Here is a 26,852-nt window from a genome sequence, read left to right as displayed (position 1 = left end):
CGTCAGGGCAGGACGTCCCGGCCCCGGGCCCGACGCCGCCCCGCGGCGCCGCGCCCGGGGGGCTCAGGCCGGCGGGGCCGAGCGCTGGACCGGGACCGGGACCGTGAGGGACCACGCCTCCGCGCGGACCGTCCACGTCCGGTGGTGCACCGGGCCGCTCACGCGGGTGTCCGCGCGGTAGTGGTACGACGCGCCCGAGACGGTCACCGCCGTCGCCCTCGCCCGTACCGGCTGCAGCGGCCCCGCGGGGCGGACGATCACCTCCGCGATCCCGCCGCGCGAGCTCACCGTCACGTCCTCCACCGGCTCGTCCAGGTCGCTCAGCAGCCTCCCGTCCGCCTCGACGCGCAGCCGGTGGGTGCGTATCGCCGGTGCGGGCGGGGCAGGGCGCACCAGCGTGCGCACCAGCGAGCGGCAGGTGTCCCACACGGTGGGGACCGCCGCCGGCACGGCGGCCGCCGCGGGGATCCGCAGGCCCCCCACGACCACCCCGTCACTGTCGTCGACCAGCAGGTCCAGCCGCCGCGTCACCCCGTCCAGCACCGCCCGCGCGGCGGCCACCGAGCTCAGCGGCACGCCCAGCGACCCGGCCAGCGCCACCGAGCCGCGCGGCCCGACCGGCACCACGGACAGGGCGCCGTCGGCCAGCTCCCGGAACCGGTGCAAATGGGCCACGGCCCGCAGCAGCGCCCGGTCGTCCCCGATCACCACCGGGCGGCGCGATCCGCGCCGGGCCAGCACCCGGGCGAACTCCTCCGGCCCGTCCGGAAGGCAGATTTTCGCATCTGCACCCGCACACAGCACATCTTTCGCGATCCGCACGGACTCGCCGTCACTTCGGCGGGCGACCGGGTCGATGACCACCAGGAGCTGGTCGTGAGCCGACACCTCGGTCCTTCCTCGGGTAGTCTCTTTGTGCAAGAGCCCCTTGCGCTATTGCGCCAGGGGCTTCGTCTATTCCGGGGCACACCAGACAGGCGGCGTTCACGCCCCTGACCTTGGGCATGCCCCGCCCGGAAGGGGTGTACGCCTGTGCCCGCACTTGTGCTGCTCGGTGCTCAGTGGGGTGACGAGGGCAAGGGAAAGGCCACCGACCTGCTCGGTGGATCGGTGGACTATGTGGTGCGCTACCAGGGCGGCAACAACGCCGGCCACACGGTCGTCGTCGGCGACCAGAAGTACGCGCTGCATCTGCTGCCGTCCGGAATCCTCTCCCCGGGTTGCACCCCGGTCATCGGAAACGGCGTCGTCGTCGACCCGGCGGTCCTGCTCTCCGAGCTGAGCGGGCTGAACGAGCGCGGTGTCGACACCTCCAAGCTCCTGATCAGCGGTAACGCGCACCTGATCACCCCGTACAACGTCACCCTCGACAAGGTGACGGAACGGTTCCTCGGCAAGCGCAAGATCGGCACCACCGGCCGCGGCATCGGCCCCACGTACGCCGACAAGATCAACCGCGTCGGCATCCGGGTCCAGGACCTGTACGACGAGTCGATCCTCACCCAGAAGGTCGAGGCGGCGCTGGAGAACAAGAACCAGCTCCTGGCCAAGGTCTTCAACCGCCGCGCGATCGAGACGGACAAGATCGTCGAGGAGATGCTCGGCTACGCGGAGCAGATCAAGCCGTACGTCGCCGACACCACGCTGATCCTGAACGACGCCATCGACGAGGGCAAGGTCGTCCTCTTCGAAGGCGGCCAGGGCACGCTCCTCGACGTCGACCACGGCACGTACCCCTTCGTCACGTCCAGCAACCCGACTGCGGGCGGCGCCTGCACCGGTGCCGGTGTCGGACCGACGAAGATCAGCCGCGTCATCGGCATCCTCAAGGCGTACACCACCCGCGTCGGCGCCGGCCCGTTCCCGACGGAGCTGTTCGACGAGGACGGCGAGGCGCTGCGCCGCATCGGCGGCGAGCGGGGCGTGACCACCGGCCGCGACCGTCGCTGCGGATGGTTCGACGCGGTCATCGCGCGCTACGCGACCCGGGTGAACGGTCTGACCGACTTCTTCCTCACCAAGCTCGACGTGCTCACCGGCTGGGAGCAGATCCCGGTCTGCGTCGCGTACGAGATCGACGGCCGGCGCGTCGAGGAGCTGCCGTACTCGCAGACGGACTTCCACCACGCGAAGCCGGTCTACGAATACCTGCCCGGCTGGTCCGAGGACATCAGCAAGGCGAAGACCTTCTCCGACCTGCCGAAGAACGCGCAGGCGTACGTGAAGGCGCTGGAGGAGATGTCCGGCGCGCCGATCTCGGCCATCGGTGTCGGCCCGGGCCGCACCGAGACGATCGAGATCAACTCCTTCCTGTAGGCGGCCCCGCGGCGGGCCCGGTCAGAACTTCCTGAAGTACTCGCCGGGCTCGCCGTCCGCGGCCATGCCGTACACCAGCAGCCGCTCCTTGCCTTCGAAGCGGTCGACGCGCAGGCTCTGCGACGAGCCCGCGCCGTACTCCTCGCAGCCCGCGTCCGAGCCGTCGTCCGGTGTCGGCGGGCCGATGATCAGCAGGTTGCCGGCGCCGCCGAGGACGGCCGTGCTCGCGCAGTTCAGCGTGCCCCCGGTCGGTTCGCCGGTCTCCTCGTCCGTCTTCGGATAGCTCTCCGAGAAGTGCACGAGCGGTGCGCCGACCGGGCCCTGGCTGATGGTGATCTCCGAGCTGTACAGCTCGCCGCCGTCCCCGGTGACCTCCGGGGGCGGCGCCTGCTTCCACGTCCCGATGAACGCCTTCGGGACCACCTCGGTGGCCGCCCGCACCCTGCGGAAGGCGGCGGTGACCGCGCCCGACCTCCACTGGAGGACGTCGGGGGAGGTCATGGTCAGCGTCTGGTGCGCGGCGGGGGTGCACCGCTTGGCGGGCACGCCGGCCGTCACGTCGCTCTCGCCGAGGACGACCTCGTCCTCGTCGGCCGAGACGAGCGTGGACCGCCCCATGCACAGCCGCTCGCCGGTCACCTGGACCCAGGTGGCCGCCCTGTCGCCGGGCGCCCCGTCGGTGATCTCGATGCGGGCGGTCTCGTACGGGGCGTCCTGCGTGCCCTTGACGACACCCTCCCAGGCGCCCCGGAAGCCGGCGGGGACGGTGCCGGGCGCCTCACGGCCGGTGGAGCCGGTGGCTGAGCCGGCCGGGGTGGTGGGCCGCTCGCCGGGCCACAGGATGAGGGCCCCGGCGACGGCGGCGCCCGTCAGCGCGGCGGCGGCCCCGAGTCCGGCGACCAGCCGGCGCCGGCTCCGGGCGGGCCGCGGGGGCTCCTGCGGCAGGGGCGTCGGGTCGCCGTCCTCGTCCAGCAGCCGCGCCGCGTGACGGCCGAGCCGGGCCAGCAGCCCCGCGGGCAGCCAGGGTTCGGCGGGCTCGACGTGCGCGGCCAGCCACGCGGCGGCCGGCCGGTCGGCCGGGTCCTTGGCCAGGCAGGCGCGGACGAGCTCGTCCAGCTCCGCGGGCAGCCCGGAGAGGTCGGGCTCGTCGTGGGCGATGCGGAACATCATGGCGTGGACGCCGCTGTCGGCCGTACCGAAGGGGGCGCGGCCGGTCGCCGCGTACGCCAGGACCGAGCCGAGGCAGAAGATGTCGGAGGCGGCGGTGACCCGCTCGCCGCGCACCTGCTCGGGCGACATGAAGCCCGGTGAGCCGACGACCGCGCCGGTGCTGGTCAGTCCGCCGTCGGTGACGGTGTCGACGGCGCGCGCGATGCCGAAGTCGATGACGCGCGGCCCGTCCACGGTGAGCAGGACGTTGGCGGGCTTCAGGTCCCGGTGGACCAGCCCCGCGGCGTGGATGTGCTCCAGCGCGCGGGCCAGCCCGGCGGCCAGCGACCGCACGGATGCCGCCGGCAGCGGCCCGTACTCCTTGGCGACCACCGTCCGCAGGGAAGGCCCGGCGACGTACCCGATGGCCACCCAGGGGGCCTCGGCCCCGGTGTCCGCGCCGAGCACGGGTGCGGTGCCGAGTCCGCCGACCCGCTCCAGCGCGGCGACCTCGCGCGCGAAGCGCCTGCGGAACTCGTCCTGCGCGGCGAGTTCGGGATGCACGACCTTCACCGCGACGGTCCGGCCGCCGGCCGACCGCGCGAGATAGACGCGCCCCATGCCGCCGGACCCGAGCCTGCCGAGCAGGCGGAACGGGCCGATCTGCGCGGGGTCGTCCGCGCTCAGGGGTTCCAACGCCGTGACGGGCTCCACAGGTTCCACCCGGAGAGCATGCCAGAGCGGCGCCGCCAGGCGAATGCAACGATGGCTGGTCTAGACCTTGACAGGTACAGACCATTCACGCTTCGGTATGGAGCGACCCACCCCACGAAAGGGTTGTTCTCCATGCTGCGACGTCTGTCGACCCTGCTCGCCGCTTTCGCCACGGCCTTCGGACTGGCCGTGTTCCTCCTGCCCGCAGCCACCGCCTCGGCCGCCGAGTGCGCGGCGCCCTGGAGCTCCTCCACCGTCTACACGGGCGGCAAGACCGCCTCGTACAACGGCCGCAACTGGCTGGCGAAGTGGTGGACCCAGAACGAGCGCCCCGGCAGCTCCGACGTCTGGTCCGACCAGGGCGCGTGCGGCGGCGGCTCCGGTGAGCCCGAACCCTCGCCCTCCGGATTCGTCGTGAGCGAGGCCCAGTTCAACCAGATGTTCCCGAACCGGAACTCGTTCTACACGTACAGCGGCCTGACCGCCGCACTGAGCGCCTACCCCGGCTTCGCCAACACCGGCAGCGACACGGTGAAGAAGCAGGAGGCCGCCGCCTTCCTCGCCAACGTCAGCCACGAGACGGGCGGCCTGGTCCACATCGTGGAGCAGAACACGGCCAACTACCCCCACTACTGCGACCGCAGCCAGCCCTACGGCTGCCCGGCCGGCACCGCCGCGTACTACGGACGCGGCCCGATCCAGCTGAGCTGGAACTTCAATTACAAGGCGGCGGGCGACGCCCTCGGCATCGACCTGCTCAACAACCCCCACCGCGTCGAGCGCGAGCCGGCCGTCGCCTGGAAGACCGGCCTCTGGTACTGGAACACCCAGAACGGCCCCGGCACGATGACAGGGCACCACGCGATGGTGACCGGCGCGGGCTTCGGCCAGACGATCCGCTCGATCAACGGCGCCCTGGAGTGCGACGGCAAGAACCCGGCCCAGGTGCAGAGCCGCATCAACAACTACCAGCGCTTCACGCAGATCCTGGGCGTCCCGACGGGCGCGAACCTGAGCTGCTGAACCGCCCCTCCCTCCGGGGCGGGCCGCCATGCGGCACGCAGGGGGCCGGCCACCGGCGGGTGGCCGGCCCTGTTCGCTTCCTCCGGCCGGGGCGCGCCCGGCCCGGCGTCAGCGCATGTCCATGTGCATCGGTTCGCCGGCCGGCTGCAGCCCCGGCAGCAGCCAGTCCTGGAACGGCGCGAGCCCCGCGAACACCAGGAACACCAGCCCGACCACCGTCGAGAACACCGGCCCCAGCCGCCACAGCTTCTCGACGAAGATCACCGCTGCGATCCCCGCCATCGCCGCGATGTTCATCACGCCCAGCGGGATCAGCACCACCATCAGGCCCCAGCAGCAGCCGACGCAGTACAGCCCGTGGTGCGCCCCCACCCGGAAGTCCCGGGCCGCGTGCCGGAACTGGGCGTACCGCATGAGCTGGGCCATCGGGCTGCGGCAGTGCCGCAGGCACACGTTCTTCAGCGGTCCGAGCTGCTGGAGCCCCGCCAGCGCGAACGCGGCGCAGCCGATCCACCGCCCGGCGCCGGGGTGGTCGTGCACGAGGTCGCCGGTCGCGGCGAGCGCGCCGTACGCGAGCAGCCCGAAGGCCGTCCACACCACCAGGTAGCCCCCGACGAAGGCGGCCGTCCGCCCCGCCCGTACGACGCCCGTCGACCGGCGGGCGATGCCCCGCGCCCAGGTGATCGCCACCGGAGCGACCGACGGCAGCATCATGGCCGCCATCATCGTCAGCCACAGCAGCAGGAACAGGGGGATCGCCATCCCCATGGTCCCCGGCTCGACCCCCATGTCGCGGGCCTGCCCGACCGTGAGCACCCAGGCCAGGACGGCGAGCAGGACGAGCAGGCCCCAGGCGGTCACCAGCGCCCGGGCCGGGAGCAGATTGCCCTGGCGCAGCGGAGGCTCGGTGCCCATCCGGCGGTGATACGCGCGGTGCCGCGTGGGCTCGGTGGTTCCGGAGTGGTTCACAGTGCCCCTCCGCGGTCAGGCCGCCAAGGACAGGGTCACTTCCAGGACAGCACGCGCCCGCAGGGCCCGCACCCCGCGCCCCTCCCCCGGGGAACTGGCCCCGGGCACCCCGGCGGGTGCACGCTGGAGGAAGAGGGCCGGCGCGTGGAAGACCAGGGAGGCCCCGACATGACCGACACCGATTCGGCAGCTGCGACCGTTCCCCGCTGGCGCGTCGCCGGCGACTGGTTCGACACCTGCAAGTGCAACGTTCCGTGTCCGTGCTCGTTCGCCCAGCCACCCACCTTCGGCGACTGCGACGGGGTCCTGGTCTGGCACATCCGGGAGGGCCGGTACGGAGACGTCGTCCTGGACGGGCTCAACGTCCTGATGCTCGGGGCCTTCGTCGGCAACGTCTGGGGAAAGCACTCCGACGCGTACGGCGCCGTCTTCATCGACGAACGGGCCGACACCGGGCAGCGCGACGCCCTCGAGATGATCTTCGGTGGCCGGGCGGGCAGCTGGCCCGCCGCCTTCGTCGAGGTCGCCGGCATGGAGATGCGGGGCATGGAATACGCGCCCATCGAGTTCCGGATCGACGACGACCTCGGCTCCTGGAGCGCCTCCGTCCCCGGCCGGGTCGAAGCCCGCGCCGAGGCGCTCACCGGCCCGACCACCCCCGAGGGCGCGCGCGTGCAGACCACCAACCTGCCCGGGTGCGAGACCGGGCCGGGTCAGGTGGCCACCTGGGGCCGGTCGGTGGTGGACCGCGCCGACGCGTACGGGTTCCGGTGGGGCAGGGAGGGGCAGTCCAGCAAGCACATCACCTTCGACTGGTCGGGCCCCGACTGACCGGTGCCCCTCCCCGGGCGGCTCGGGAGCGGTTCAGGAACCTGCCTCCAGCAGCTCCTTCAGATGCCGCTCGTTCTTCGGCAGCTCCTTCTTGGCGTGCGGGCGGACGACCAGCGGAAGGAGGACCTTGCCGATCCCGTGCGACTCGAAGTCGAGGTCCAGCGTCACGCGCGACCGCTCGCCGTCGCCGACCGGCTCGACCGTGCCCCGCACATGGCCCCGGACGGGTCCGTCGACACCGTCCATGCTCCAGCTCCTCGGAGGGTCGAACTCCCTCACCTCCAGGGTCATCGGGAACTGCCGGCGGCCGATCCGCCGGATCACCCTGACCCGTGAGCCGACGGCCATGGGCGCGTCGCCGACCGGCCGGGCCGCGACCGCGCTCTCCTGCCATTCGGGCAGGTGCGAGGCGTCGGTGAGATAGGAGAAGACGTCCTCGGGACGACGGGAGATCTCGATGCTCTGCCTGATCGCGGACATGTCGCCCCCTTTCGGGTGATTCCACCGACCACCCTACTCGGTGCCGGCCGACACCCTCCGGTGATCGGTACGTAGGCCAAGAGGCCTATCGGACGGTGACCCCCGGCCCGCGCGCGCGTTGCGCCCGGCGTGATCCGGATGACGCTGTGGGCCCTGGGGGCCGGACTGATCGCGCTGGCGGGCGGGCTCCACGCGCCCGGGTCGGCGCGGGCCGCCGACTCGACCGTGACCGTGTTCACCGACGTACTGGAACCGGGCGGGTACCGGGACGTGCCCGGGGCGAGCGTACGGCTCGCCGCCGCGCCCGGACAGCGGTACGTCCTGCACGCGGACCGGTTCGCGATGCGGACCGTCGAACCGCTGACGGGGCGGGACTACCTCGGCACGACGACCGGGCTGTTCTGCTCCGCCGAGGGGAAGCCCAACGGCGCGCACTACGGCAACAACGTCGTGCCTGTGCTCAACGAGACGGTGGAGCCGGCCGTCCGCTGGGTGTTCGAGGCGCCGCACACCTCGGGCGTGCGGGTCTACACGTGCACGGTGGCCGTCGACTTCTACTCCAGCAACGCCCCGGTGGGCACGGACGTACGGGTCACCTCCCTGACCGGGCGGGTGGTGCTGCACGCGGAGGGCGAGCACGGAGGCGTCGCGCACTGGGGGCTGCCCGCCACGCTGGACCCCGTGCAGCAGGCGTGGGACGTGGTCTCCCCCGGCGCGACGGCGGTCGCCCTGGACCGGACGTACGAGCCCGTGTCGGCGACCCGGCCGGCCGTGGCGGTGCGGCAGGACGCCCAACTGTCCACGTGCAAGCGGCAGACGCCCTACCGGGCCTGCCCCATCGGGTCCCACCAGTACAGCGAGGTGTCCACCTGGGTGCAGGCGCAGCCGGTGGACCGGGCGGGCGGCGTGTGCGGCCCGCCGCTGCGGGGGCCGGTCAGCCGTGCCCGGATCTCGGCGGCCGAGCACCACCGGACCATGCCCAACGCGCTGGAGCTGCGCAAGAGGGACCTGCCCGCCGGGTGCGAGCGGCTCCGCCTCTCGCTCCACGTACAGGTCCGGGACGGGGACTTCGTGCTGGTGCACGGCGGCTGGTCGACCGCGGGGCGGATCGCGACGGCGTACAGCCACGGGTACGCCTACGAGTACCGGCCCGGTTCGTCCCTCGCCGACCGGCTCCCGTGGGCGGCTCCGGTGACGGCGGCTCCCGTCACGGTTCCCGCCGCCGCGTCGCGATGACCACCGTGGCGTAGCGGTCCTCGCAGTGCACCACCCGCGGGGTGAGGCCGCCGGCCGCGGTGATCCGCGTGGCCGCGCCGGCCTGGCGCTCGCTGGTCTCGAACAGCAGGCTCCCGCCCGGGGCCAGCCAGGCCGCCGCCTCGGCGGCCACGCGCCGCAGGACGTCCAGCCCGTCCAGGCCTCCGTCGAGCGCGACCCGTGCCTCGTGCACCCGCGCCTCGGCGGGCAGCAGTTCCACCTCCCCGGTGGGGACGTACGGCACGTTGGCGAGCAGCACGTCGACCCGGCCGCGCAGGTCCCGCGGCAGTGGCGCGTACAGGTCGCCCTCGTGGACCCGGCCCCCGGCCGCGGCGATGTTGCGGCGGGCGCACCGCACCGCGGCGGGGTCGATGTCGGCGGCGTGCAGTTCGGCGCCGTCCACTGCCGCGACGAGCGCGGCGCCGAGTGCGCCGGACCCGCAGCACAGGTCGACGACGACGGCGCCGGGCCGCGCGAGCTCCTCGGCCCGTTCGACGAGGAACTCGGTGCGGCGGCGCGGTACGAAGACACCGTCGTCGACGGCGATCCGCAGCCCGCGGAACTCGGCCCAGCCGACGACGTGTTCGAGCGGGCGGCCGGCGGCCCGCTGCCCGATCATCGCGTCGAGCTCCCCGGCGGACCGGGCCGCGGACAGCAGCAACTCCGCCTCCTCCTCGGCGAAGACACAGCCCGCGGCGCGGAGCCGGGCGACGACGGAAGCGCTGACGGAGGAAGCGGCGGCGGGGGCGGAGGAAGCGGCTGAGACAGCGGAGGGGTGTGCGGGACCTGCGGGACGGGACGCGGAATGCGAAGCCATGGAAAGCCTTTCGGGAGCTGCGGGTGCTCCCGAGGGGTCCTGTGTCCCTACGAGCCGTGAGAGGTGAGCACCCGGCCTGACGTGGCGTTGATGGGTCTCACCTCCTGGGTCGTGCCGATGTCGAAGTCCCCACCCTACCCCGGTGGGTCGGCGTCGTCCGTGATGGCGTCGAGGGCCTGCGACAGGCGCTCCAGCGCCCGCGCGGTCTCCGCGAACGCCTCCTCGCCCAGCTCGGCGGCGAGCCGGGCCGCGAGCTCCGCGTGCCCCGGGTCTATTCGGGCGACGGCCTCCCGGCCCGCCCGGGTGGGTGTGAGGAGCTTCGCCCGCCGGTGCGCGGGGTTGGGGACGTACGCGGCGAGGCCCTCCCGGACCAGCAGGTCGGCGATCCGCTGGACGCTCTGGCGGGTGATGCCCATGGCGCGGGCGATCCCCGAGACGGGCAGCGGTTCGCGCAGGACGGCGCCGAGCACCTGCCACCACGCCGCGGTGAGTCCCGCCGGGCGGGCCAGCTTCTCCGAGACGGCGAGCAACTGGCCGTTGAGCCGGAAGACGGCGAGCGCGGTGCCGGTGAGCAGGTCCTGCCGCGCGCGGTCGGGGCCGCTCGGCTCGCTCACCCGTTCAGCTCCTCGTAGGCGGCGGGGTCCGACTCGTGGAACAGCCGGTACCAGGCGTCCAGCTTGGCGCCCTCGAACACGCCGAGCCGGGCCAGGACCTCGCGGGCGAAGGCGACCGGCTCGGTGGGGCCGGCCGTGATGAGGTCGCCGTCGGTGACGGCGTCCGCCTCCACGTAGTGCTCGCCGCCCCGGTAGCCGGTGACCGAGAGGTAGAAGGGGACGGCGCTGGTGTGGGCGCGGTCGTCGAGCACGCCTTCCCGGGCCAGCCCGGCGGTGGCGCCGCAGATCGCGGCGACGGGCACACCCGCGTCCAGGAAGGTGCGCGCCGCCGCGGCGAAGGGTGCCAGGTCGTCGCTGGTGTCCCACAGGTCCGCGCCGGTCAGGATGAGCAGGGCGCTGTCCTCGGGGCGCAGGTCCGCCAGGGCGAGGTCCGGGGTGATGCGCAGGCCGCCGGTGGTGGTGACCGGTTCGGTGGTCGGTCCCACCGTGCGGATCTCGTACCCGCCGCGGGCCAGCCAGGCGGTGGCGTGGCCGGTCTCCCAGTCGGCGTAGGTGTCGTAGACGGCGAGGTGAACGGTCTTCGGTGCGGTGGTGCCGGCCATCGTGGCCTCCTGAGCCTGCGGCTGATGCCGTGTTCCGTCGTTCGGTTCCATCGTTCCAGCAATGACAGAATACTGTCACATCGACAGGATACTGTCAATGCGTGGGGCGCCCGGCCGGCCGGCCCCCGACACCCTGCCGACCCCCGCGCCTTCCGCCATACAAGATGGCCATACCGCCGCCCACCAGCCCGTCCCTACCCTGACCCGCATGACCCCTCAAGCCGATCGCGTCCCCTCCCCCGACCCCCGGGCCGGTGCCGCCGTCAAGGCCGCCGACCGCGCGCACGTGTTCCACTCCTGGTCCGCCCAGGGCCTGATCGACCCGCTCGCCGTCGCCGGCGCCGAGGGGGCGTACTTCTGGGACTACGACGGGAACCGCTACCTCGACTTCACCAGCGGCCTCGTCTACACCAACATCGGCTACCAGCACCCCAAGGTCGTCGCCGCGATCCAGGAGCAGGCCGGGCGGCTCGCCACCTTCGCGCCCGCCTTCGCCGTCGACGTGCGCTCCGAGGCCGCACGCCTCATCGCCGAGCGCACCCCCGGGGACCTCGACAAGATCTTCTTCACCAACGGCGGCGCCGAGGCCGTCGAGAACGCCGCCCGTATGGCCCGGCTGCACACGGGCCGCCCCAAGATCCTGAGCGCCTACCGCTCGTACCACGGCGCCACCTCCACGGCGATCAACCTCACCGGTGACCCGCGCCGCTGGGCCTCCGACACCGCCTCCGCCGGCGTCGTGCACTTCTGGGCGCCCTTCCTCTACCGCTCGCCGTTCTACGCCGGGACCGAGGCGCAGGAGTGCGAGCGGGCACTGCAGCACCTGGAGGACACGATCGCCTTCGAGGGGCCGCAGACGATCGCCGCGATCATCCTGGAGACCGTCCCCGGCACCGCCGGCATCATGACGCCGCCGCCCGGCTACCTCACCGGGGTCCGCGAGATCTGCGACCGGTACGGGATCGTCCTCGTGCTCGACGAGGTCATGACCGGCTTCGGCCGCACCGGCGCCTGGTTCGCCGCCGAGCACTTCGGCGTCGTACCCGACCTGCTCACCTTCGCCAAGGGCGTCAACTCCGGCTACGTGCCGCTCGGCGGCGTCGCGATCTCCGCCGAGATCGCCGCGACCTTCGACAAGCGGCCCTACCCGGGCGGCCTGACGTACTCGGGCCACCCCCTCGCCTGCGCCGCCGCCGTCGCCACCATCCAGGTCATGGCCGAGGAGAAGGTCGTCGAGCACGCCGCCCGCATCGGCGAGACGGTCCTCGGGCCCGGTCTGCGCGAGCTCGCCGAGCGCCACCCCTGCGTCGGCGAGGTCCGCGGCCTCGGCGTCTTCTGGGCCCTCGACCTGGTCCGCAGCAAGGAGACGCGCGAGCCGCTCGTCCCGTACAACGCGACGGGCGAGGCCAACGCGCCCATGGCCGCCTTCGCCGCCGCGGCCAGGAAGAACGGCCTGTGGCCCTTCGTCAACATGAACCGCACCCACGCCGTCCCCGCCTGCAACATCACCGAGGCCGAGGCCAAGGAGGGCCTCGCCGCCCTCGACGCGGCGCTCGCCGTGGCCGACGAGCACACCGTGTGACCACCTCCGTGCGCCCCCTCCGACTGGCTTAAGGTGTCCGGAACCGGACGGAGGGGGCCAGAAGCCATGCCCGCGAGCGGAGCTGTGACCCGCAGCACTCTGCGCCAGCAGATCGCGGACGCGCTGCGTGACGAGGTGCTCGCGGGGCGTCTGCAACCCGGCCAGGAGTTCACCGTCAAGCAGATCGCCGAGCAGTACGGGGTGTCGGCGACACCCGTGCGGGAAGCGCTCGTCGACCTGGCCGCCCAGGGCCTCCTCGACTCCGACCAGCACAAGGGCTTCCGCGTCCACCGGTTCTCGGTGGACGACTACCGGGGCATGGTCGAGGCCCGCGCCCTCATCGTGGACGGCGTCTTCCAGCGGCCGGCCGACCACGTGAAGGCCGTCCAGGGCGCGCCGCTGGTGTCGGTGCGGCGCCGGGCCGAGGAGGCATCCCGCGCGGCACGCGCCGGCGACCTGGACGTCCTCATCGGCTACGACCTGCGGTTCTGGCGCGAGCTCAGCGGCTTCGTGGCCAACCGCTACGTCGCCGAATTCCTGCACCGGCTGCGCGTCCAGGCATGGGTCTTCGCCGTCCCCCACCTGCGCGCCGACGACCGGGCCGCCACCTGGCTGTGGAGCGGCCACGAAGACCTGGTCGACGCGGTCACGTCGGGGGACCCGGCCGCCGTGACCAAGGCCATCGACGCGCACAACGCGCACGCGCTGGCCTGGGCCGACCACCTGGACGGGACCGGCCCCGCGCACCGGCTGGACGGTCGTCAGCGGTGACCGACCTCAGCGTTGTCGTCCCGGCGTACAACGAGGAAGCGCGGTTGCGCCCCACCCTCGACGCCATCCGTGCCCACCTGTCCGCCGACCCCGGCCGCTGGGGCGAGTGGGAGGTCATCGTCGTCGACGACGGCTCCACGGACGCCACCGCGCGGGTGGCGCGGGAGTTCGCCGCCGACGAGCCGCGCGTCCACGTCATCACCGGGGGCCCGGCCAACCGCGGCAAGGGCCACGCCCTGCGGCGCGGCGTCCTCGCCTCCTACGGCCGCCGCGTCCTGGTCACCGACGCCGATCTGGCCACGCCCATCGAGGAGCTCGACCGGCTCGACAAGGAGCTCACCGCCGAAGGCACGGCGGCCGCGATCGGCTCCCGCGCGCACCCCGAGTCCCGCATCGAGATCCACCAGCGGCGGCTGCGCGAGTGGCTCGGCCGCCTCGGCAACCGCCTCATACGGGCCGTCGCCGTCCCCGGGGTGCGCGACACCCAGTGCGGCTTCAAGCTCTTCGACGGCGACAAGGCGCGGGCGGCGTTCGCCGACTCCCGGCTGGACGGGTGGGGGATCGACGTCGAGATCCTGCGCTTCTTCCGCCAGGCCGGCTGGCCGGTGACGGAGGTGCCGGTGCGCTGGGCCCACCAGGAGGGCTCCAAGGTGGCGCCCCTGGACTACGCGCGCGTGCTGGGGGAACTGGTGCGGCTCCGGGCGCGCGCCGTGCGCCGGACCGACCTGGCCGTCGCCGGGCTGTTCCTGCTCGCCTCCGTGCTCCTCTACCGGGGGCTGTGGGCCGATCTGGACCGGGCGTACCTGGCCGACGCGGGCCAGGACCAGAACCAGTGGGAGTGGTTCTTCGCCGTCACCGCCGACAACGTCACCCACCTTCGCAACCCGCTCTTCACCACCGTCCAGAACCATCCCGACGGCGTGAACCTCATGGCCAACACCGTCATGCTGGGCCTGTCCGTCCCCCTCACGCCCGTCACGCTCGCCTTCGGGCCGACCGTGACCTGGGCACTGGTGCTGACCCTGGGCCTGGCCGCGACGGCCTGCTCCTGGTACTGGCTCCTCGCCAGGAGGGTGGTGCGCAACAGGTGGGCGGCCGCGACCGGCGCCGGGCTGGCGGCCTTCGCACCGCCGATGATCTCCCACGGCAACGCCCACCCCAACTTCCTGCTGCTCTTCATGATGCCGGTCCTCGTCGACCGGGCCCTGCGGCTGTGCGAGGGCCGCGCGGTGGTGCGCGACGGGGTGCTGCTCGGACTCTTCACGACGTACCAGATCTTCCTCGGCGAGGAGCCGCTGCTGCTCGCCGCCGTCGGCATGCTGCTCTTCGCCCTGTCGTACGCGCTCGCGCGCCGCGACGTCGCGCGGGCGGCGTGGCGGCCGCTGGCCAAGGGGCTGGGAGTGGCCCTCGCGGTCTGCCTGCCGCTGGTCGCCTTCCCCCTGTACTGGCAGTTCTTCGGCCCGCAGAGCTACCACAGCGTGCTGCACGGCTCGAACGCCGGCAACGGCCCGCTCGCCTTCCTGGAGTTCGCCGGCCGGTCCCTGCTCGGCGACGAGGCCACGGCCGACAGGCTCGCGATGAACCGCACCGAGCAGAACGCCTTCTACGGCTGGCCGCTCGTCGCCCTCGCCTTCGCCGTCGTCGTACGGCTGTGGCACCTGCCCCTGGTGAAGGCGCTGACCGGTACGGCGCTGGGCGCGGCGCTGCTGTCCCTGGGGCCCCGCATCCGCATCCCGTACACGGACGTGATCGTCCCGGGGCCGTGGCGGCTGCTCGCCGACAAGCCGCTGTTCGAGTCGGTCATCGAGTCGCGGGTCGCCATGATCTGCGCTCCGGTCCTCGGGATGCTGGTGGCGCTGGCCGCCGACCGGCTCGCGGCGTCCCGTTCGCGGACGAACCGCGCCGTGGGCTTCGCGGCGGTGGCGCTCGCGCTGCTGCCGATCGTGCCGACGCCGTACCCGGTGCGGGAGCGGGCGGTGGTCCCCGGCTTCATCGCGTACGGCGCCTGGCGGCACTACCTCGGGCCGGGCGAGACGCTCGTGCCGGTACCGCTGCCCGACCCGGGCAGCGCCGACGCGCTGCACTGGCAGGCGACCACCGGTTTCGGCTTCCCGCTGCCCGGCGGGTACTTCAACGGCCCCTACGGCCCGGATCGGGTGGGCATCTACGGGCCCGTGCCCCGGCACACCTCCAACCTGCTGCGCGAGGTGCGGTGGAGCGGCCGCGTGCCGGACATCGGCCCGGAGTGGCAGGCCCAGGCCCGCAAGGACCTGGAGTACTGGCGGGCGGGCGTGGTCGTGCTGCCGGCGCAGTTCAACGACGCGGCCCTTTACGAGACCGTGTCCAAGCTTCTGGGGCGGCCCGGTGAGCGGATCGCCGGTGCGTGGGTATGGGACCTGCACCGAAGCCGTGAGCTCCCGGTCCTGAACTAGGCTTCCCTGACGTTCGCCGTGCCCGACCCCCGTGAGGAGAGCGAGTCTCCCTTGGCCTGTGACCTGTGGTTGGTCCCGCTCGTCGACGTGCTGTGCCACAGCCCCGACAACCCGTTCGCGGAAGAGATCGCCGCGTACGACAAGGCGCTGACCGAGTCCGGTCTGCCCACGGTGCCCGTCTTCGCCTACATGCCGGGCCTCTCGGGCGACGTGGCGCCCGTCGCCGGCTTCGACTACGACGCCCTGCACTTCCTGCGCCGCGCCTACCTGTTGCAGATCTGCGGACTCGCCGTCACCCCCGTGGACGAACTGGGTGGTGACTACGAGCAGTTGCTGGAGATGTTCGAGTCGACGGCCCAGCAGTCGCACCTGGTGTGGCACTACGACCACGCGGGCGCGTACGTCCCCGTCGACTTCCCGGCTCCGCTGTCCACCGACGAACTGCTGGCCGGCGGCGGCCCGCTGGGCTCGGCGCAGGGGCTGCTGCGGGAGCTGGAGTACGTCGCCCCCTCGATCGGCATCGACCCGGCGAACCCGCCCGCGGCGCCGCTGCCGCCCGCCCGCCCGACGGCCCTGGAGGAGCCGGCCGGCCCGATCCCGCACGACGAGAGCCCCTTCGCACGGGAACGGCACGTGTGGCTGGGGCTGCACGCGGCCGCCACCCGGAGCCTCGGACAGGGCTCGATGATCATCTTCAGCTGAACGGCGGGTGCCCCGCCGGTCCGGCCGCACCTCTTCAGCCGGGCGTAAGGCCGCGGACACCTGCGCCCGGTAGGACTTCGGGACATGTCCCTTCAGACCCCCGCGCGGTACGAAGACGTCAAGGGCTGGTTCGCCCCCGTGGACCAGCTGCTGTTCGACTGGATCCTGACCGGCCAGCGGGACGCCGGTGTCCGCGGCGACCTGCTGGAGCTCGGCGCCTACCTGGGCAAGAGCGCGATCTACACGGGCTTCTACCGGGGCGAGGGGGAGCGCTTCACGGTGTGCGACCTGTTCGACTCCCCGGCGCCGGACGAGCCGAACGGCGCCGAGATGACCCGGTCCTACGCCTCGCTGACGCGCCGTGCCTTCGAGACGAACTACCTCGCCTTCCACGAGACCCTGCCGACGGTGGTCCAGGGCCCCACGTCCGTGATCACCGGCCGGGTGCCCGCCGGAAGCTGCCGCTTCGTCCATGTCGACGCCTCGCACCTGTACGAGCACGTGCGCGGCGACGTCGAGGCGGCGCGGGAACTGCTGGCCCCGGACGGCATCGTCGCGTTCGACGACTACCGCGCCGAGCACTGCCCCGGCGTGGCCGCGGCGGTCTGGGGCGCGGTCGCCGCGGGCGGTCTGCGCGTGGTGTGCCTGACCGGCACCAAGCTGTACGGCACCTGGGGCGACCCGGCACCCGCGCGGGAGGCGCTGCTGCGCCGGCTGGAGCCGCGTACGGACGTCCGGCACAGCGTGGAGTCCGTCGCGGGTGCCCCGCTGGTCCGCCTCAAGCCGCAGGGCGTCGTCCCGCCGTGGACCCCGCGGCCCCGGCACGCGCCCGCGGCGGGCGCCGGTCCTGCGGAACCCGGGCCGGCTCCCGCCCCCGCGGCGCCGCGTCCCGCGGCCACCGCCCCGGCTTCCCGCGGGGGCCGTCTGCGCCGCCTGGCCCGCGCGCTGGGGCGCTGAGCCCCGGTGAGGGCGCTTCCGGACGCCCGGGCCCCACGGTGGCCCCGGCGGGCGCTACCGCGGCTCCGGGGGCCGCTGCCGGGGCATGTTCGGGCGGGTGCCCGGCGGCAGCGGGAAGCGGCCGGGGGAGGGCGGGGCGTCGGTGCGCGGAGGGGGCGGGAGCGTGGACTGCAGCACCAGGGGGGCCGAACCCGAGCGGAACTCCACCATCCAGTCCGCCGTCTCGGCGCGCACCAGCTCCGTCACGTCCTCCGCGAACCGCCGCAGCACCCCCAGGCAGCGCTCCGCCGCCTCGCTCGCCGTGCCCTCCGCCGGGCCCAGCACCTCCCGCACGCTCTCCGAGGCCCAGTCGAACTGGAGCGCCTGGAGCCGCCGCTGCACCGCCTGCGCCGTCGCCACGTCCCGCATCCAGCCCGAGGTGAGTCCGAAGTACCGGTCGCCGATCACGCACGCCGCCGCGACCAGCAGCGACACGTACCCCCACTCCCACCGCCCCAGCAGCGGCAGCGCGGCGCCGACGACCGCGCCCAGCGCCGTACCGACCCGCAGCGCCCGGGCGCAGCGGCGCTTCCAGACGCGGTCCGACAGGTACCACTCGGCCGTGCGCAGCGCATTGCTCTCGACCCACCGGTACAGCTCGTCCAGCCGCTGCGCCGGCTCGCCCCAGTCACCGAGCGGAAACGGCCGTCCGGTCAGGTCGCCGCCGTACCCCTCCGGGCTGTCGCCCTCCCCCCGGGCCGGGCCCCCGGGCTGCATCTCCGGCTGGCTCACCGGGGCACTCCTCTGCGCTCAACGTGACATATCGATGACGTGACGTGCGGTGACCTACGGTGCGCGGGGTGCGCATGCCCCCTTCCTACCGCCGAATGGTGGGTGGGCGGCCTGGATTCCCGGTATTTCCGCCCGCAAGAGGGTCCTGATCGGGTAGAAGGCACGCCCGTTTTTCACCCGGACGAGTGGAGCCACGTGGGTGCGGCACACCGTCCGGCGACCACGTAGGCTCGGCATACCGAATACTCATCGTCGAAATACCAGGAGTGACCGTGATTCCCGGTGGCGGCCAGCCCAACATGCAGCAGATCCTCCAGCAGGCCCAGAAGATGCAGCAGGACCTCGCCCGCGCCCAGGAGGAGCTGGCGCAGACCGAGGTCGACGGCCAGGCCGGCGGCGGCCTGGTGAAGGCCACCGTCACCGGCGCCGGTGAGCTGCGCGCCCTGGTCATCGACCCCAAGGCGGTCGACCCGGAGGACACCGAGACCCTCGCCGACCTCGTCGTCGCCGCCGTCCAGGCCGCGAACGAGAACGCGCAGGCGCTGCAGCAGGCCAAGCTCGGCCCGCTCGCGCAGGGCCTGGGCGGGATGCCGGGCCTGCCCTTCTAACCCGTACGCCGAGCAACTACCGTAAGCATCACAGCACTCCAGGAGAGGCGTCCCGTGTACGAAGGCGTGGTTCAGGACCTCATCGACGAACTGGGCAGACTGCCCGGCGTCGGTCCGAAGAGCGCGCAGCGGATCGCCTTCCACGTCCTGCAGGCCGAGCCCACCGACGTACGCCGCCTCGCCCATGCCCTCCTGGAGGTCAAGGACAAGGTGCGCTTCTGCGCCGTGTGCGGCAACGTCGCACAGGAGGAGCGGTGCGGCATCTGCCGCGACCCGCGCCGGGACGAGGCGGTCATCTGCGTGGTCGAGGAGCCGAAGGACGTCGTCGCGATCGAGCGGACGCGCGAGTTCCGCGGCAAGTACCACGTGCTCGGCGGCGCGATCAGCCCGATCGAGGGCGTGGGCCCGGACGATCTGCGGATCCGGGAGCTGCTGGCCCGGCTCGCCGACGGCACGGTCACCGAGCTGATTCTGGCGACTGACCCGAACCTGGAAGGGGAGGCCACCGCGACGTACCTGGCGCGGATGGTCAAACCCATGGGCCTGAAGGTCACGCGCCTCGCCAGCGGTCTCCCCGTTGGCGGAGACCTGGAATACGCCGACGAGGTCACGCTCGGGCGAGCGTTCGAAGGGAGACGACTCCTCGATGTCTGACGCCACTCTGCACGCGCACTCGCTGGATCCGGACAGCTTCGCGGTCCAGATCGCCGACTCGATCGAGTCCTTCATCGTCGCGACCACGGAAGTGGCCAAGGGCGACGAGCCCGACAGCGCCGTTCCCTTCCTGCTCCTGGAGGTCTCCCAGCTGCTGCTCGCCGGGGGCCGGCTCGGCGCGCACGAGGACATCGTCCCCGAGGAGCGGTACGAGCCCGACCCGGGTCCCGACATGGACGTGGACGAGCTGCGGATGCGCTTCGCGGCCATGCTCGACCCGGTGGACGTGTTCTCCGAGGTCTTCGACCCGTACGAGCCGCGCAAGGCACCCGTGCCCTGCCGGATCTCCGACAACCTCGCCGACATCGTCATGGACCTGCGGCACGGGCTCGCCCACTACCGGGCGGGCCGCACCACCGAGGCCCTGTGGTGGTGGCAGTTCTCGTACTTCTCCAACTGGGGCCCGACGGCCTCGGCGACCCTGCGCGCCCTGCAGTCACTGGTCTCGCACGTGCGGCTGGACCAGCCGCTGGAGGAGCTCGACGGGCTCGACACGGACGAGGACCTCACCGAGGAGGCGCTCGCGGAGGAGGCCGGCCGGGTGATGGTCCAGGAGATCGCGGGCCCGCTCGGACTCCGCACCCGCAAGTAACCGGCGGCCGACGGCCGGCAGGCGGTGGATCAGGCATTCCAGGTCGTACGGACCCGGTCGCGCAGCCAGCTGTGCGCCGGGTCCGCGTCGTTGCGCGGGTGCCAGGCCATGCCCAGCGCCACGGGCGGCAGGTCCAGCGGAACCTCGAAGGTGTGCAGGCCGAACGCGCCGGCGGCCCCGGCGGGGGCCAGGCACACCAGATCGGTCCCGCGGCACAGGTGGAGCGCGGCGGTCCAGCTGGGGACGACGGCGACGACCCGCCGGCGCAGCCCGCGTGCGGCGAGCGCCTCGTCGACCGGGCCGCGCACCCGTCCCTGCCGCGAGACGCCGAGGTGGTCGGCGGCGGCGAAGGCACGCGCGGAGACCTTCGTACGGCCGGCGGCCAGCGGATGGTCCGTGCGGACGGCTGCCACGAGCCGGGCCTCGCCGAGCGGCTCGACCAGCGTCTCGGGGTCCGGGTGCCCGATGACGCCGAGCTCCAGGTCGAGGCGTCCGTCGCGCAGCGCCGGGGTGCCCTCCAGGCTCTCGGGCAGGAAGCGCAGCGTGACGCCCGGCGCCTCACGGGCGACGGCGGTGATCAGCCGGGCGGCGAACCCGGCCAGGAGCAGGTCGCTCGACTGGACGGCGAACGCGCGGACCATCACCGCCGGGTCCGCGGCCGGGGCCGGGGCGAGCAGCCCGCGCGCCTGGCGGACGACGGCGCTCACGCGCGGACGCAGCTCGACGGCGCGCGGCGTGGGGACGAGGTGCCGCCCGGCACGGACGAGCACGGGGTCGCCCAGCACGGCACGGATGCGGCCCAGGGTGCGGCTCATGGCGGGGGCGGACACATGGAGGCGGGCGGCGGCGCGGGTGACGCTCTCCTCCTCGAGCAGGGCGTCGAGGGCGACGAGCAGGTTCAGATCGAGGGCCCCCACGGCCTCCTCCACCGCTTCCATGGTGTGACTCCCCTCACGGACGGGCGCGTGCTGCCGCGACACGACCGCGTTCTTTGCGTCCGGTGCAAGGACACCTTGCCAGGATTGCACTGGAGTCAACCGACCGCCCTTGCGGAAGCTGAGCCCATGACCCGGAACCAGAACGATGTCCTGGCGGTGGCGAGCCAGAGCGGCGCCACCGTGACCTTCTTCGACGCGGTGACGTACGACCGGCTCGGCGAGGTCGCCGTCCCGCGGGAACCCCACGAGCTGTGCTTCGACGCGGCCCGGCGCCTGCTGTACTGCACGATCACCTACCGCTCGGGCTACTACCACGCCAACGGCGGCCGGGCGCGGGAGCTGGCCGTCATCGACCCGGACTCGCGCCGGCTGGTCGACGTCGTCGACCTCGGGCCCGAGCGGGGCCCGCACGGGATCGCCCTGGACCCCTCGGGCGAGCTGCTGTGGGTGAGCGTCGAGGCGTACGGCGACGAGAGCGGGGGCCTGCTCGCGCTGGACGCGGAGACTCTCGAGCCGGTGCGGCGCGTGCCGGCCGGTGCGCCCGGACCGCACTGGTTCGTCATCACCCCGGACGGCCGGCGCGCCTGCACGGCGAACAAGGAGGCGCCCTTCGTCTCGGTCCTCGACCTGGCGTCGGGCGAGCTGCTCGACCGCGTGGCGCTCCCGGGCGGCAGCGAGGGCATCGCGGTGTCGGGGGACGGGCGGCACCTGTACGTGGCGGGGCCGAAGGCGGACTTCGGCGCCGGCGCCCCGGTGCGGGACGGGGGTGTGCGGATCGTCGACACGGCGACCGGCGCCGTGGCGGGCACCCTGCCCGCGGACGGGTACGTCTTCCCCGTCCACGTGACCGCCACCGGGCTGCTCCTGGCCGGCGAGCTGCGCACGACGGAGGGCGACTCGGCGCTGGGAGGGCAGGCCCCGGGCCTCCTGCGCGTGTACGACGGCGCGGGCCGCCAGGAGCCGGCACGCGTGCCGGTGGGCGCCTTCCCGCTGACGATCACCTCCTCGCCGGACGGCCGGTACGGGTACGTGGCCGCGGTCGTCTCCAGCACGGTGACGGTCGTGGACCTCGCGGCGGCGACGGCGGTCGCGACGCTGGAGGTGGGCAGGTCCGGCGAACCGGGCGCGCACGGTCTGGCGTACGTGCCCGCGGCGTGACCCGCCCCACATTGCGCGTACCCGGCCCGGGGAGGGGCAGGCACAGCCCGAGCGGCCGTGAGCGCCCCCGGGTGCGATCACTGAGTGAGCGGGACATCTCACCATGTGATATAGGAGGGGCGATTCCCGGCCGCTCGTTAGACTGAGCTGACCGCAAACGGACTGAGCGAGGAGCGCACGTGGGCCTTGTCGTGCAGAAGTACGGAGGCTCCTCCGTTGCCGATGCCGAAGGCATCAAGCGCGTCGCCAAGCGAATCGTCGATGCCAAGAAGAACGGCCACCAAGTGGTCGTCGTGGTTTCGGCGATGGGCGACACGACGGACGAGTTGATCGATCTCGCCGAGCAGGTATCCCCGATCCCTGCCGGGCGTGAGTTCGACATGCTGCTGACCGCCGGAGAGCGCATCTCCATGGCGCTGCTGGCCATGGCGATCAAAAACCTGGGCCACGAGGCCCAGTCGTTCACCGGCAGCCAGGCGGGCGTCATCACCGACTCGGTCCACAACAAAGCGCGCATCATCGATGTCACGCCGGGCCGGATCCGTACGGCGCTGGACGAGGGCAACATCGCCATCGTGGCCGGCTTCCAGGGTGTGTCCCAGGACAAGAAGGACATCACCACCCTCGGCCGCGGCGGTTCGGACACGACCGCCGTCGCCCTGGCCGCCGCGCTGGACGCCGAGGTCTGCGAGATCTACACGGACGTCGACGGTGTGTTCACCGCCGACCCGCGGGTCGTGAAGAAGGCCCGGAAGATCGACTGGATCTCCTTCGAGGACATGCTGGAGCTCGCCAGCTCCGGCTCCAAGGTGCTGCTGCACCGCTGCGTCGAGTACGCACGCCGTTACAACATCCCGATCCACGTCCGGTCCTCCTTCTCGGGACTCCAGGGCACGTGGGTCAGCAACGAACCGCGAGGGGACCGCAAGGTGGAGCAGGCCATCATCTCCGGTGTCGCCCACGACACCTCCGAGGCGAAGATCACCGTCGTCGGGGTGCCGGACAAGCCGGGCGAGGCCGCCGCGATCTTCCGCACCATCGCGGACAACGAGATCAACATCGACATGGTGGTGCAGAACGTCTCCGCCGCGTCGACCGGTCTGACGGACATCTCCTTCACGCTGCCCAAGGCGGAGGGCCGCAAGGCCATCGACGCCCTGGAGAAGCGCAAGGACGTCATCGGCTTCGACTCGCTGCGCTACGACGACCAGATCGCCAAGATCTCGCTCGTCGGTGCCGGCATGAAGACCAACCCCGGCGTCACGGCCGGCTTCTTCGAGGCGCTGTCCGACGCGGGCGTGAACATCGAGCTGATCTCGACCTCCGAGATCCGCATCTCGGTCGTGACCCGCGCCGACGACGTCAACGAGGCCGTCCGCGCCGTCCACACCGCCTTCGGTCTCGACTCCGACTCCGACGAGGCAGTGGTGTACGGAGGCACCGGGCGGTGACGCTCCGCAAGCCGACGCTCGCGGTCGTGGGAGCGACCGGAGCGGTCGGTGCGGTGATGCTCCAGATCCTGTCCCAGCACGCCGACGTCTGGGGCGACATCCGTCTGGTCGCCTCGCCGCGCTCGGCCGGCCGCAAGCTGGCCGTGCGCGGTGTGGAGACCGAGGTCGTCGCGCTCTCGGAGGAGGCGCTGGCGGGCACCGACGTGGCGCTCTTCCTGGCGCCGGAGGAGGTCGCCGCCCACTGGGCGCCGGTCGCCGCCGCCGGGGGCTGCGTCGTGGTCGACACCTCGCCGGCCTTCCGCGACGACCCGGACGTGCCGCTGGCCGTACCGGAGATCAATCCCCACTGCGTACGGTCCCGGCCGCGCGGCATCGTGGCCTGCCCGGGCGACACCACGCTGGCGCTGATCGTGGCGGTGGGCGCGCTGCACGCCGAATTCGGGGTGTGCGAGCTCGTCGTCTCCGCGTACCAGGCCGCCAGCGGTGCGGGGCGCGGCGGCGTCGAGGCCCTGCGGAGCCAGCTGGCGCGCGTGGCGGGCGCCGGTGCGGGCTCCGGCGCCGGTGCCGCTCCCGGTGCCGGTCCGGCTGCCGTCGCGGGGCTGGGCACCACCCCGGGCGATGTGCGCCGGGCCGTGGGCGACGACACCGGTCCCTTCCCCGCCCCGCTCGCGCTGAACGTGGTGCCCTGGTCCGGCTCCCTGCGGGAGGGCGGCTGGTCCTCCGAGGAGCTGCGCGTGCGCGACGAGGTCCGCAAGGTCCTGGACCTGCCCGGGCTCCCGGTGGCGGCGACCTGCGTCCGCGTGCCGGTGGTGACCGCGCACTCCGTCTCCGTGCACGCGCGCTTCGAGCGCGAGGTGACCGTCGCGCGGGCGCACGAGATCCTGGCGACCTCGCCGGGTGTGGTGCTCTACGACGACCCGGCGGCCGGTGACTTCCCCACGCCCGCCGACGTGGTGGGCACCGATCCGACATGGGTGGGGCGGGTGCGCCGGTCGCTGGACGACCCGCGGGCCCTGGAGCTGTTCGTGTGCGGGGACAACCTGCGCAAGGGCGCCGCCCTGAACGCCGCTCAGGTCGCCGAGGCGATCGCCGCCGAATTGTCGGTGGACTGATCAACGGACTTTGTAGGATCTGTGAACGCCCTGTGAGCAAGTCTTCGGTCGGGACCGCTTGAACTGGGGCGATGGCATGTTCGACGATGCTCTTCCCCCTTGCTGCAACCGGTAGTTGGGCGGGAAGCGTCTCTGCGGTCGCCCCTGCGAGGCACCGTGGAAACTGGGGCAATGGGGAAGAGCGGGTACGCATGAGGGCAAACGACGCACCGTCAAAAGCGGTGGCGTGCGCGTACAACCCTGACGGGGGGAAGCGTGTCCAACAGGCGTGGCAGAGGTACTCGACATCACAGCGGCGGCCCCGCTTCGCGGCGCCGTGGCCCCGCTGCGCGCCGGGCCGGCGTCCGGGGCACCGGCGCGGGCCGGCGGGCCGGGGAGCGGCGTCCTGCGAGCCGGCGGCAGTACGGTGCGACCGCTCCGGCGGCCCCGTCAGCCCGGCGGCATGCCGGTGATCGCCCCCATGCCCGCGGCTAGGCGTACCACCCGCATACCGTCCCAGCGCGGCGCCGACGGCGCCCAGGGCGTCCAGGACGCCACCGCCGGGGCGACGACCGCGGGAACGACCGTCGACCACCTCACCGAGACCTACCGCGCCCACTACCGGTCGCTGCTGGGTCTCGCCGCGCTGCTGCTGGACGACACCGCCTCGTGCGAGGACGTCGTCCAAGAGGCGTTCATCCGCGTCCACTCGGCACGGCGTCGCGTACGCGACCCGGAGAAGACCCTCGCGTACCTGCGGCAGACCGTGGTCAACCTGTCCCGGTCCGCCCTGCGCCGCCGCATCCTCGGGCTGAAGCTGCTCTCCAAGCCGATGCCCGACATGGCGAGCGCCGAGGAAGGCGCGTACGACCAGTTGGAGCGCGACGCGCTGATCAAGGCGATGCGCGGGCTGCAGCGCCGGCAGCGCGAAGTACTGGTGCTGCGGTACTTCGCGGACATGACCGAGGCCCAGGTCGCCGAGACCCTGGGCATATCGCTGGGCTCGGTGAAGGCCTACGGCTCACGTGGCATCGCGGCGCTGCGCGTCGCCATGGAGGCCACGGCATGAGCGAGCAGCACAAGGACAGCTTCGAGCAGTACGGGCCGGACGGACCGTTGAACGACCGGACTGGGAACGGAATTGTGAACGACGGCGACGGCGACGACGAGCGCGGCGGCGACCGCCTGGACGGTTTCGGCGGGGACGGCTTCGGCGAGGACGGCTTCGGCGGGGACGAGCTGGCGCTGCGCCGGATGCTCCAGGGGGCGGTGGAGGACCTGCGGCCCTCCGACGGCGCCCTCGACCACCTGCGCCGGGCGGTCCCCGCGCGGCGGGCGCGCAAGCGGCAGGCCCTCGTCGGCATGGCCGCGGCGGCGCTGCTCTTCGGCACGGCGGTGCCCGCCTTCGTCCACGTCGCGAGCTCCGACAGCACCTCCGACGACCGCCCGGTCAACGCCGGGCACGGCGAGGAGGCGCAGGGCGGTACGGGCGAGGCGAACGGCGGTGAGGGCGGCGAGGCCGGCCCCGGCGGCGGCCCGGGGGGCAGCGGCCACGGCACGGACGGCGCCGCCAGCAGCGGGCAGGGCGACGAGGACAAGCCGACGGAGTCGGCCTCCGGCGCCTCGGACGGCACGGCCGGCGGCACCGCGGCCCCGACCACCTCGGTGCCGGTGAGCACGCCGGTGTGCACGGCCGCCCAGCTGGGCGTGGCCGCGACGCAGACGGACAAGCCGGACGCGGACGGCACGGTGTACGGCTCCTTCCGCGTCGGCAACGTCTCCGGCACGGACTGCGTGGTCGGCGGCGACGGGACGGTCGGCCGCCAGGCGAACGGCGCGGCCGACCCGGCGAAGATCACGGTCGTCCAGCACACGGCGGGCGACGGGGCGCCGGGCCTGCCGGACCCCGCGCAGCAGGCGGCCGAGCCGCTGCTGCTGAAGGCGTCGGCGGCGTACGAGGTGAAGTTCGCCTGGGTGCCGAGCGAGACCTGTCCGGCTCCGACGGGTGGCGGCGGCGCCTCGCCGGACCCGACCCCGCCGGGCGAGAGCACGTCCTCGAGCGGTTCGGCCGGTACGGCCGCGGAGGGTACGCAGCCCCAGCTCGCCGCGGAGGACACCCCGGTGGAGGGCAGCGTCACCGTGTCCTACACCCCGGACGCGGGCGGCCCCGCGGTCGAGACCACGATCCCCAACGCCTGCGCGGGCACGGTGTACCACACCGCCCCGCGCCCGGCGGAGTAACCGGGGCCGCAGGGCGTCACCGGGGCGCCCGCACGCGTGCGGCGGTTCCGCGAAGGGCTGGGACGCGGGCCAGGA

26 protein-coding genes are annotated in these 26,852 nt (G+C 73.2%); 17 read left to right on the top strand and 9 right to left on the bottom strand.

The window, feature by feature from the left end:
- Positions 1-63 precede the first annotated feature (63 nt).
- Positions 64-888, bottom strand: a complete 825-nt coding sequence (locus IH00_RS0126075; RefSeq protein WP_031077685.1) for a diacylglycerol kinase family protein — start codon at positions 886-888, stop codon at positions 64-66.
- Positions 889-1,032: 144 nt separating this feature from the next.
- Here IH00_RS0126075 and IH00_RS0126070 point away from each other — a divergent pair, with 144 nt between their 5' ends.
- Positions 1,033-2,316 (top strand): adenylosuccinate synthase, encoded by a 1,284-nt coding sequence (locus IH00_RS0126070; protein ID WP_031077683.1) that lies wholly within the window; start codon positions 1,033-1,035, stop codon positions 2,314-2,316.
- 21 nt (positions 2,317-2,337) lie between these two features.
- Here IH00_RS0126070 and IH00_RS0126065 read toward each other — a convergent pair whose 3' ends face one another.
- On the bottom strand, positions 2,338-4,188 hold the full coding sequence (locus IH00_RS0126065) for a serine/threonine-protein kinase (protein ID WP_234334956.1): 1,851 nt from the start codon (positions 4,186-4,188) through the stop codon (positions 2,338-2,340).
- 123 nt (positions 4,189-4,311) lie between these two features.
- Here IH00_RS0126065 and IH00_RS0126060 point away from each other — a divergent pair, with 123 nt between their 5' ends.
- Positions 4,312-5,202: a glycoside hydrolase family 19 protein gene (locus IH00_RS0126060; protein WP_031077679.1), complete on the top strand. Its 891-nt coding sequence runs from the start codon at positions 4,312-4,314 to the stop codon at positions 5,200-5,202.
- Positions 5,203-5,310: 108 nt separating this feature from the next.
- Here IH00_RS0126060 and IH00_RS0126055 read toward each other — a convergent pair whose 3' ends face one another.
- Positions 5,311-6,117, bottom strand: a complete 807-nt coding sequence (locus IH00_RS0126055; protein WP_039947435.1) for a DUF2182 domain-containing protein — start codon at positions 6,115-6,117, stop codon at positions 5,311-5,313.
- Positions 6,118-6,339: 222 nt separating this feature from the next.
- On the opposite strand from IH00_RS0126055, the gene IH00_RS0126050 reads away from it, so the two are divergent.
- Complete coding sequence (locus tag IH00_RS0126050; protein ID WP_031077676.1) at positions 6,340-7,002, top strand: DUF1326 domain-containing protein; 663 nt, start codon at positions 6,340-6,342, stop codon at positions 7,000-7,002.
- A gap of 33 nt (positions 7,003-7,035) precedes the next feature.
- Here IH00_RS0126050 and IH00_RS0126045 read toward each other — a convergent pair whose 3' ends face one another.
- Complete coding sequence (locus IH00_RS0126045; protein ID WP_031077674.1) at positions 7,036-7,482, bottom strand: SRPBCC family protein; 447 nt, start codon at positions 7,480-7,482, stop codon at positions 7,036-7,038.
- Positions 7,483-7,620: 138 nt separating this feature from the next.
- On the opposite strand from IH00_RS0126045, the gene IH00_RS0126040 reads away from it, so the two are divergent.
- On the top strand, positions 7,621-8,718 hold the full coding sequence (locus tag IH00_RS0126040; RefSeq protein ID WP_158827932.1) for a hypothetical protein: 1,098 nt from the start codon (positions 7,621-7,623) through the stop codon (positions 8,716-8,718).
- Here the strand turns inward: IH00_RS0126040 and IH00_RS0126035 are convergent.
- The 3 genes from IH00_RS0126035 to IH00_RS0126025 all read right to left on the bottom strand — a co-directional run bounded on the left by IH00_RS0126035 (position 8,690) and on the right by IH00_RS0126025 (position 10,769).
- Complete coding sequence (locus tag IH00_RS0126035) at positions 8,690-9,553, bottom strand: putative protein N(5)-glutamine methyltransferase (RefSeq protein ID WP_078887965.1); 864 nt, start codon at positions 9,551-9,553, stop codon at positions 8,690-8,692. The two genes, IH00_RS0126040 and IH00_RS0126035, sit on opposite strands and share 29 nt — an antisense overlap.
- Before the next feature lie 134 nt (positions 9,554-9,687).
- Entirely contained in the window at positions 9,688-10,167 is a 480-nt protein-coding gene (locus tag IH00_RS0126030; RefSeq protein ID WP_031077669.1) for a MarR family winged helix-turn-helix transcriptional regulator, read from the bottom strand.
- Positions 10,164-10,769, bottom strand: coding sequence for a type 1 glutamine amidotransferase family protein (locus tag IH00_RS0126025; protein ID WP_031077666.1), 606 nt, complete (start codon positions 10,767-10,769; stop codon positions 10,164-10,166). Before IH00_RS0126025 ends, IH00_RS0126030 begins: the two co-directional genes overlap by 4 nt.
- A gap of 208 nt (positions 10,770-10,977) precedes the next feature.
- Between IH00_RS0126025 and IH00_RS0126020 the strand changes: the two genes are divergently transcribed.
- The 5 genes from IH00_RS0126020 to IH00_RS0126000 all read left to right on the top strand — a co-directional run bounded on the left by IH00_RS0126020 (position 10,978) and on the right by IH00_RS0126000 (position 17,213).
- On the top strand, positions 10,978-12,351 hold the full coding sequence (locus IH00_RS0126020) for an aspartate aminotransferase family protein (RefSeq protein WP_031077664.1): 1,374 nt from the start codon (positions 10,978-10,980) through the stop codon (positions 12,349-12,351).
- 66 nt (positions 12,352-12,417) lie between these two features.
- Positions 12,418-13,122 carry a GntR family transcriptional regulator gene (locus tag IH00_RS0126015; protein ID WP_031077662.1) on the top strand — a complete coding sequence of 235 codons (705 nt, stop codon included), beginning with the start codon at positions 12,418-12,420 and terminating at the stop codon, positions 13,120-13,122.
- On the top strand, positions 13,119-15,554 hold the full coding sequence (locus tag IH00_RS0126010; RefSeq protein ID WP_031077653.1) for a dolichyl-phosphate beta-glucosyltransferase: 2,436 nt from the start codon (positions 13,119-13,121) through the stop codon (positions 15,552-15,554). Before IH00_RS0126015 ends, IH00_RS0126010 begins: the two co-directional genes overlap by 4 nt.
- 51 nt (positions 15,555-15,605) lie before the next feature.
- A complete protein-coding gene (locus tag IH00_RS0126005; protein WP_031077651.1) occupies positions 15,606-16,256 on the top strand; it encodes a hypothetical protein in 651 nt (216 codons plus the stop codon).
- A gap of 84 nt (positions 16,257-16,340) precedes the next feature.
- Positions 16,341-17,213 carry a class I SAM-dependent methyltransferase gene (locus tag IH00_RS0126000; protein WP_052411632.1) on the top strand — a complete coding sequence of 291 codons (873 nt, stop codon included), beginning with the start codon at positions 16,341-16,343 and terminating at the stop codon, positions 17,211-17,213.
- 54 nt (positions 17,214-17,267) lie between these two features.
- Here the strand turns inward: IH00_RS0126000 and IH00_RS0125995 are convergent, their stop codons facing one another.
- The gene (locus IH00_RS0125995) at positions 17,268-17,984 is read right to left on the bottom strand and encodes an SLATT domain-containing protein (protein WP_031077647.1); all 717 of its coding nucleotides are present in this window, start codon (positions 17,982-17,984) and stop codon (positions 17,268-17,270) included.
- A gap of 272 nt (positions 17,985-18,256) precedes the next feature.
- Between IH00_RS0125995 and IH00_RS0125990 the strand changes: the two genes are divergently transcribed.
- The 3 genes from IH00_RS0125990 to IH00_RS0125980 are packed head-to-tail and all read left to right on the top strand — an operon-like array spanning position 18,257 to position 19,898.
- Positions 18,257-18,592, top strand: coding sequence for a YbaB/EbfC family nucleoid-associated protein (locus IH00_RS0125990; RefSeq protein WP_078887963.1), 336 nt, complete (start codon positions 18,257-18,259; stop codon positions 18,590-18,592).
- Positions 18,593-18,646: 54 nt separating this feature from the next.
- Positions 18,647-19,246 carry a recombination mediator RecR gene (gene recR, locus IH00_RS0125985; protein WP_031077643.1) on the top strand — a complete coding sequence of 200 codons (600 nt, stop codon included), beginning with the start codon at positions 18,647-18,649 and terminating at the stop codon, positions 19,244-19,246.
- Positions 19,239-19,898 carry a DUF5063 domain-containing protein gene (locus IH00_RS0125980; RefSeq protein ID WP_031077641.1) on the top strand — a complete coding sequence of 220 codons (660 nt, stop codon included), beginning with the start codon at positions 19,239-19,241 and terminating at the stop codon, positions 19,896-19,898. The genes recR and IH00_RS0125980 overlap by 8 nt, the downstream gene beginning before the upstream one ends.
- Positions 19,899-19,927: 29 nt before the next feature.
- Here IH00_RS0125980 and IH00_RS0125975 read toward each other — a convergent pair whose 3' ends face one another.
- The gene (locus IH00_RS0125975) at positions 19,928-20,836 is read right to left on the bottom strand and encodes a LysR family transcriptional regulator (protein WP_031077640.1); all 909 of its coding nucleotides are present in this window, start codon (positions 20,834-20,836) and stop codon (positions 19,928-19,930) included.
- A gap of 126 nt (positions 20,837-20,962) precedes the next feature.
- On the opposite strand from IH00_RS0125975, the gene IH00_RS0125970 reads away from it, so the two are divergent.
- The 5 genes from IH00_RS0125970 to IH00_RS0125950 all read left to right on the top strand — a co-directional run bounded on the left by IH00_RS0125970 (position 20,963) and on the right by IH00_RS0125950 (position 26,777).
- Positions 20,963-21,994 carry a YncE family protein gene (locus IH00_RS0125970; RefSeq protein ID WP_031077639.1) on the top strand — a complete coding sequence of 344 codons (1,032 nt, stop codon included), beginning with the start codon at positions 20,963-20,965 and terminating at the stop codon, positions 21,992-21,994.
- A gap of 179 nt (positions 21,995-22,173) precedes the next feature.
- Positions 22,174-23,445: an aspartate kinase gene (locus tag IH00_RS0125965; RefSeq protein ID WP_031077638.1), complete on the top strand. Its 1,272-nt coding sequence runs from the start codon at positions 22,174-22,176 to the stop codon at positions 23,443-23,445.
- On the top strand, positions 23,442-24,557 hold the full coding sequence (locus IH00_RS0125960) for an aspartate-semialdehyde dehydrogenase (RefSeq protein ID WP_031077636.1): 1,116 nt from the start codon (positions 23,442-23,444) through the stop codon (positions 24,555-24,557). Before IH00_RS0125965 ends, IH00_RS0125960 begins: the two co-directional genes overlap by 4 nt.
- A 268-nt stretch (positions 24,558-24,825) precedes the next feature.
- A complete protein-coding gene (locus IH00_RS0125955; protein WP_078887962.1) occupies positions 24,826-25,605 on the top strand; it encodes a SigE family RNA polymerase sigma factor in 780 nt (259 codons plus the stop codon).
- Entirely contained in the window at positions 25,602-26,777 is a 1,176-nt protein-coding gene (locus tag IH00_RS0125950; protein ID WP_234334955.1) for a hypothetical protein, read from the top strand. Before IH00_RS0125955 ends, IH00_RS0125950 begins: the two co-directional genes overlap by 4 nt.
- Positions 26,778-26,852 lie beyond the last annotated feature (75 nt).

Source organism: Streptomyces sp. NRRL S-118, assembly GCF_000716335.1.
Lineage (GTDB): Bacteria > Actinomycetota > Actinomycetes > Streptomycetales > Streptomycetaceae > Streptomyces.
The sequence above is the reverse complement of the archived record's forward strand: the minus strand, read 5'-3'. Positions and strand labels throughout refer to the sequence as shown.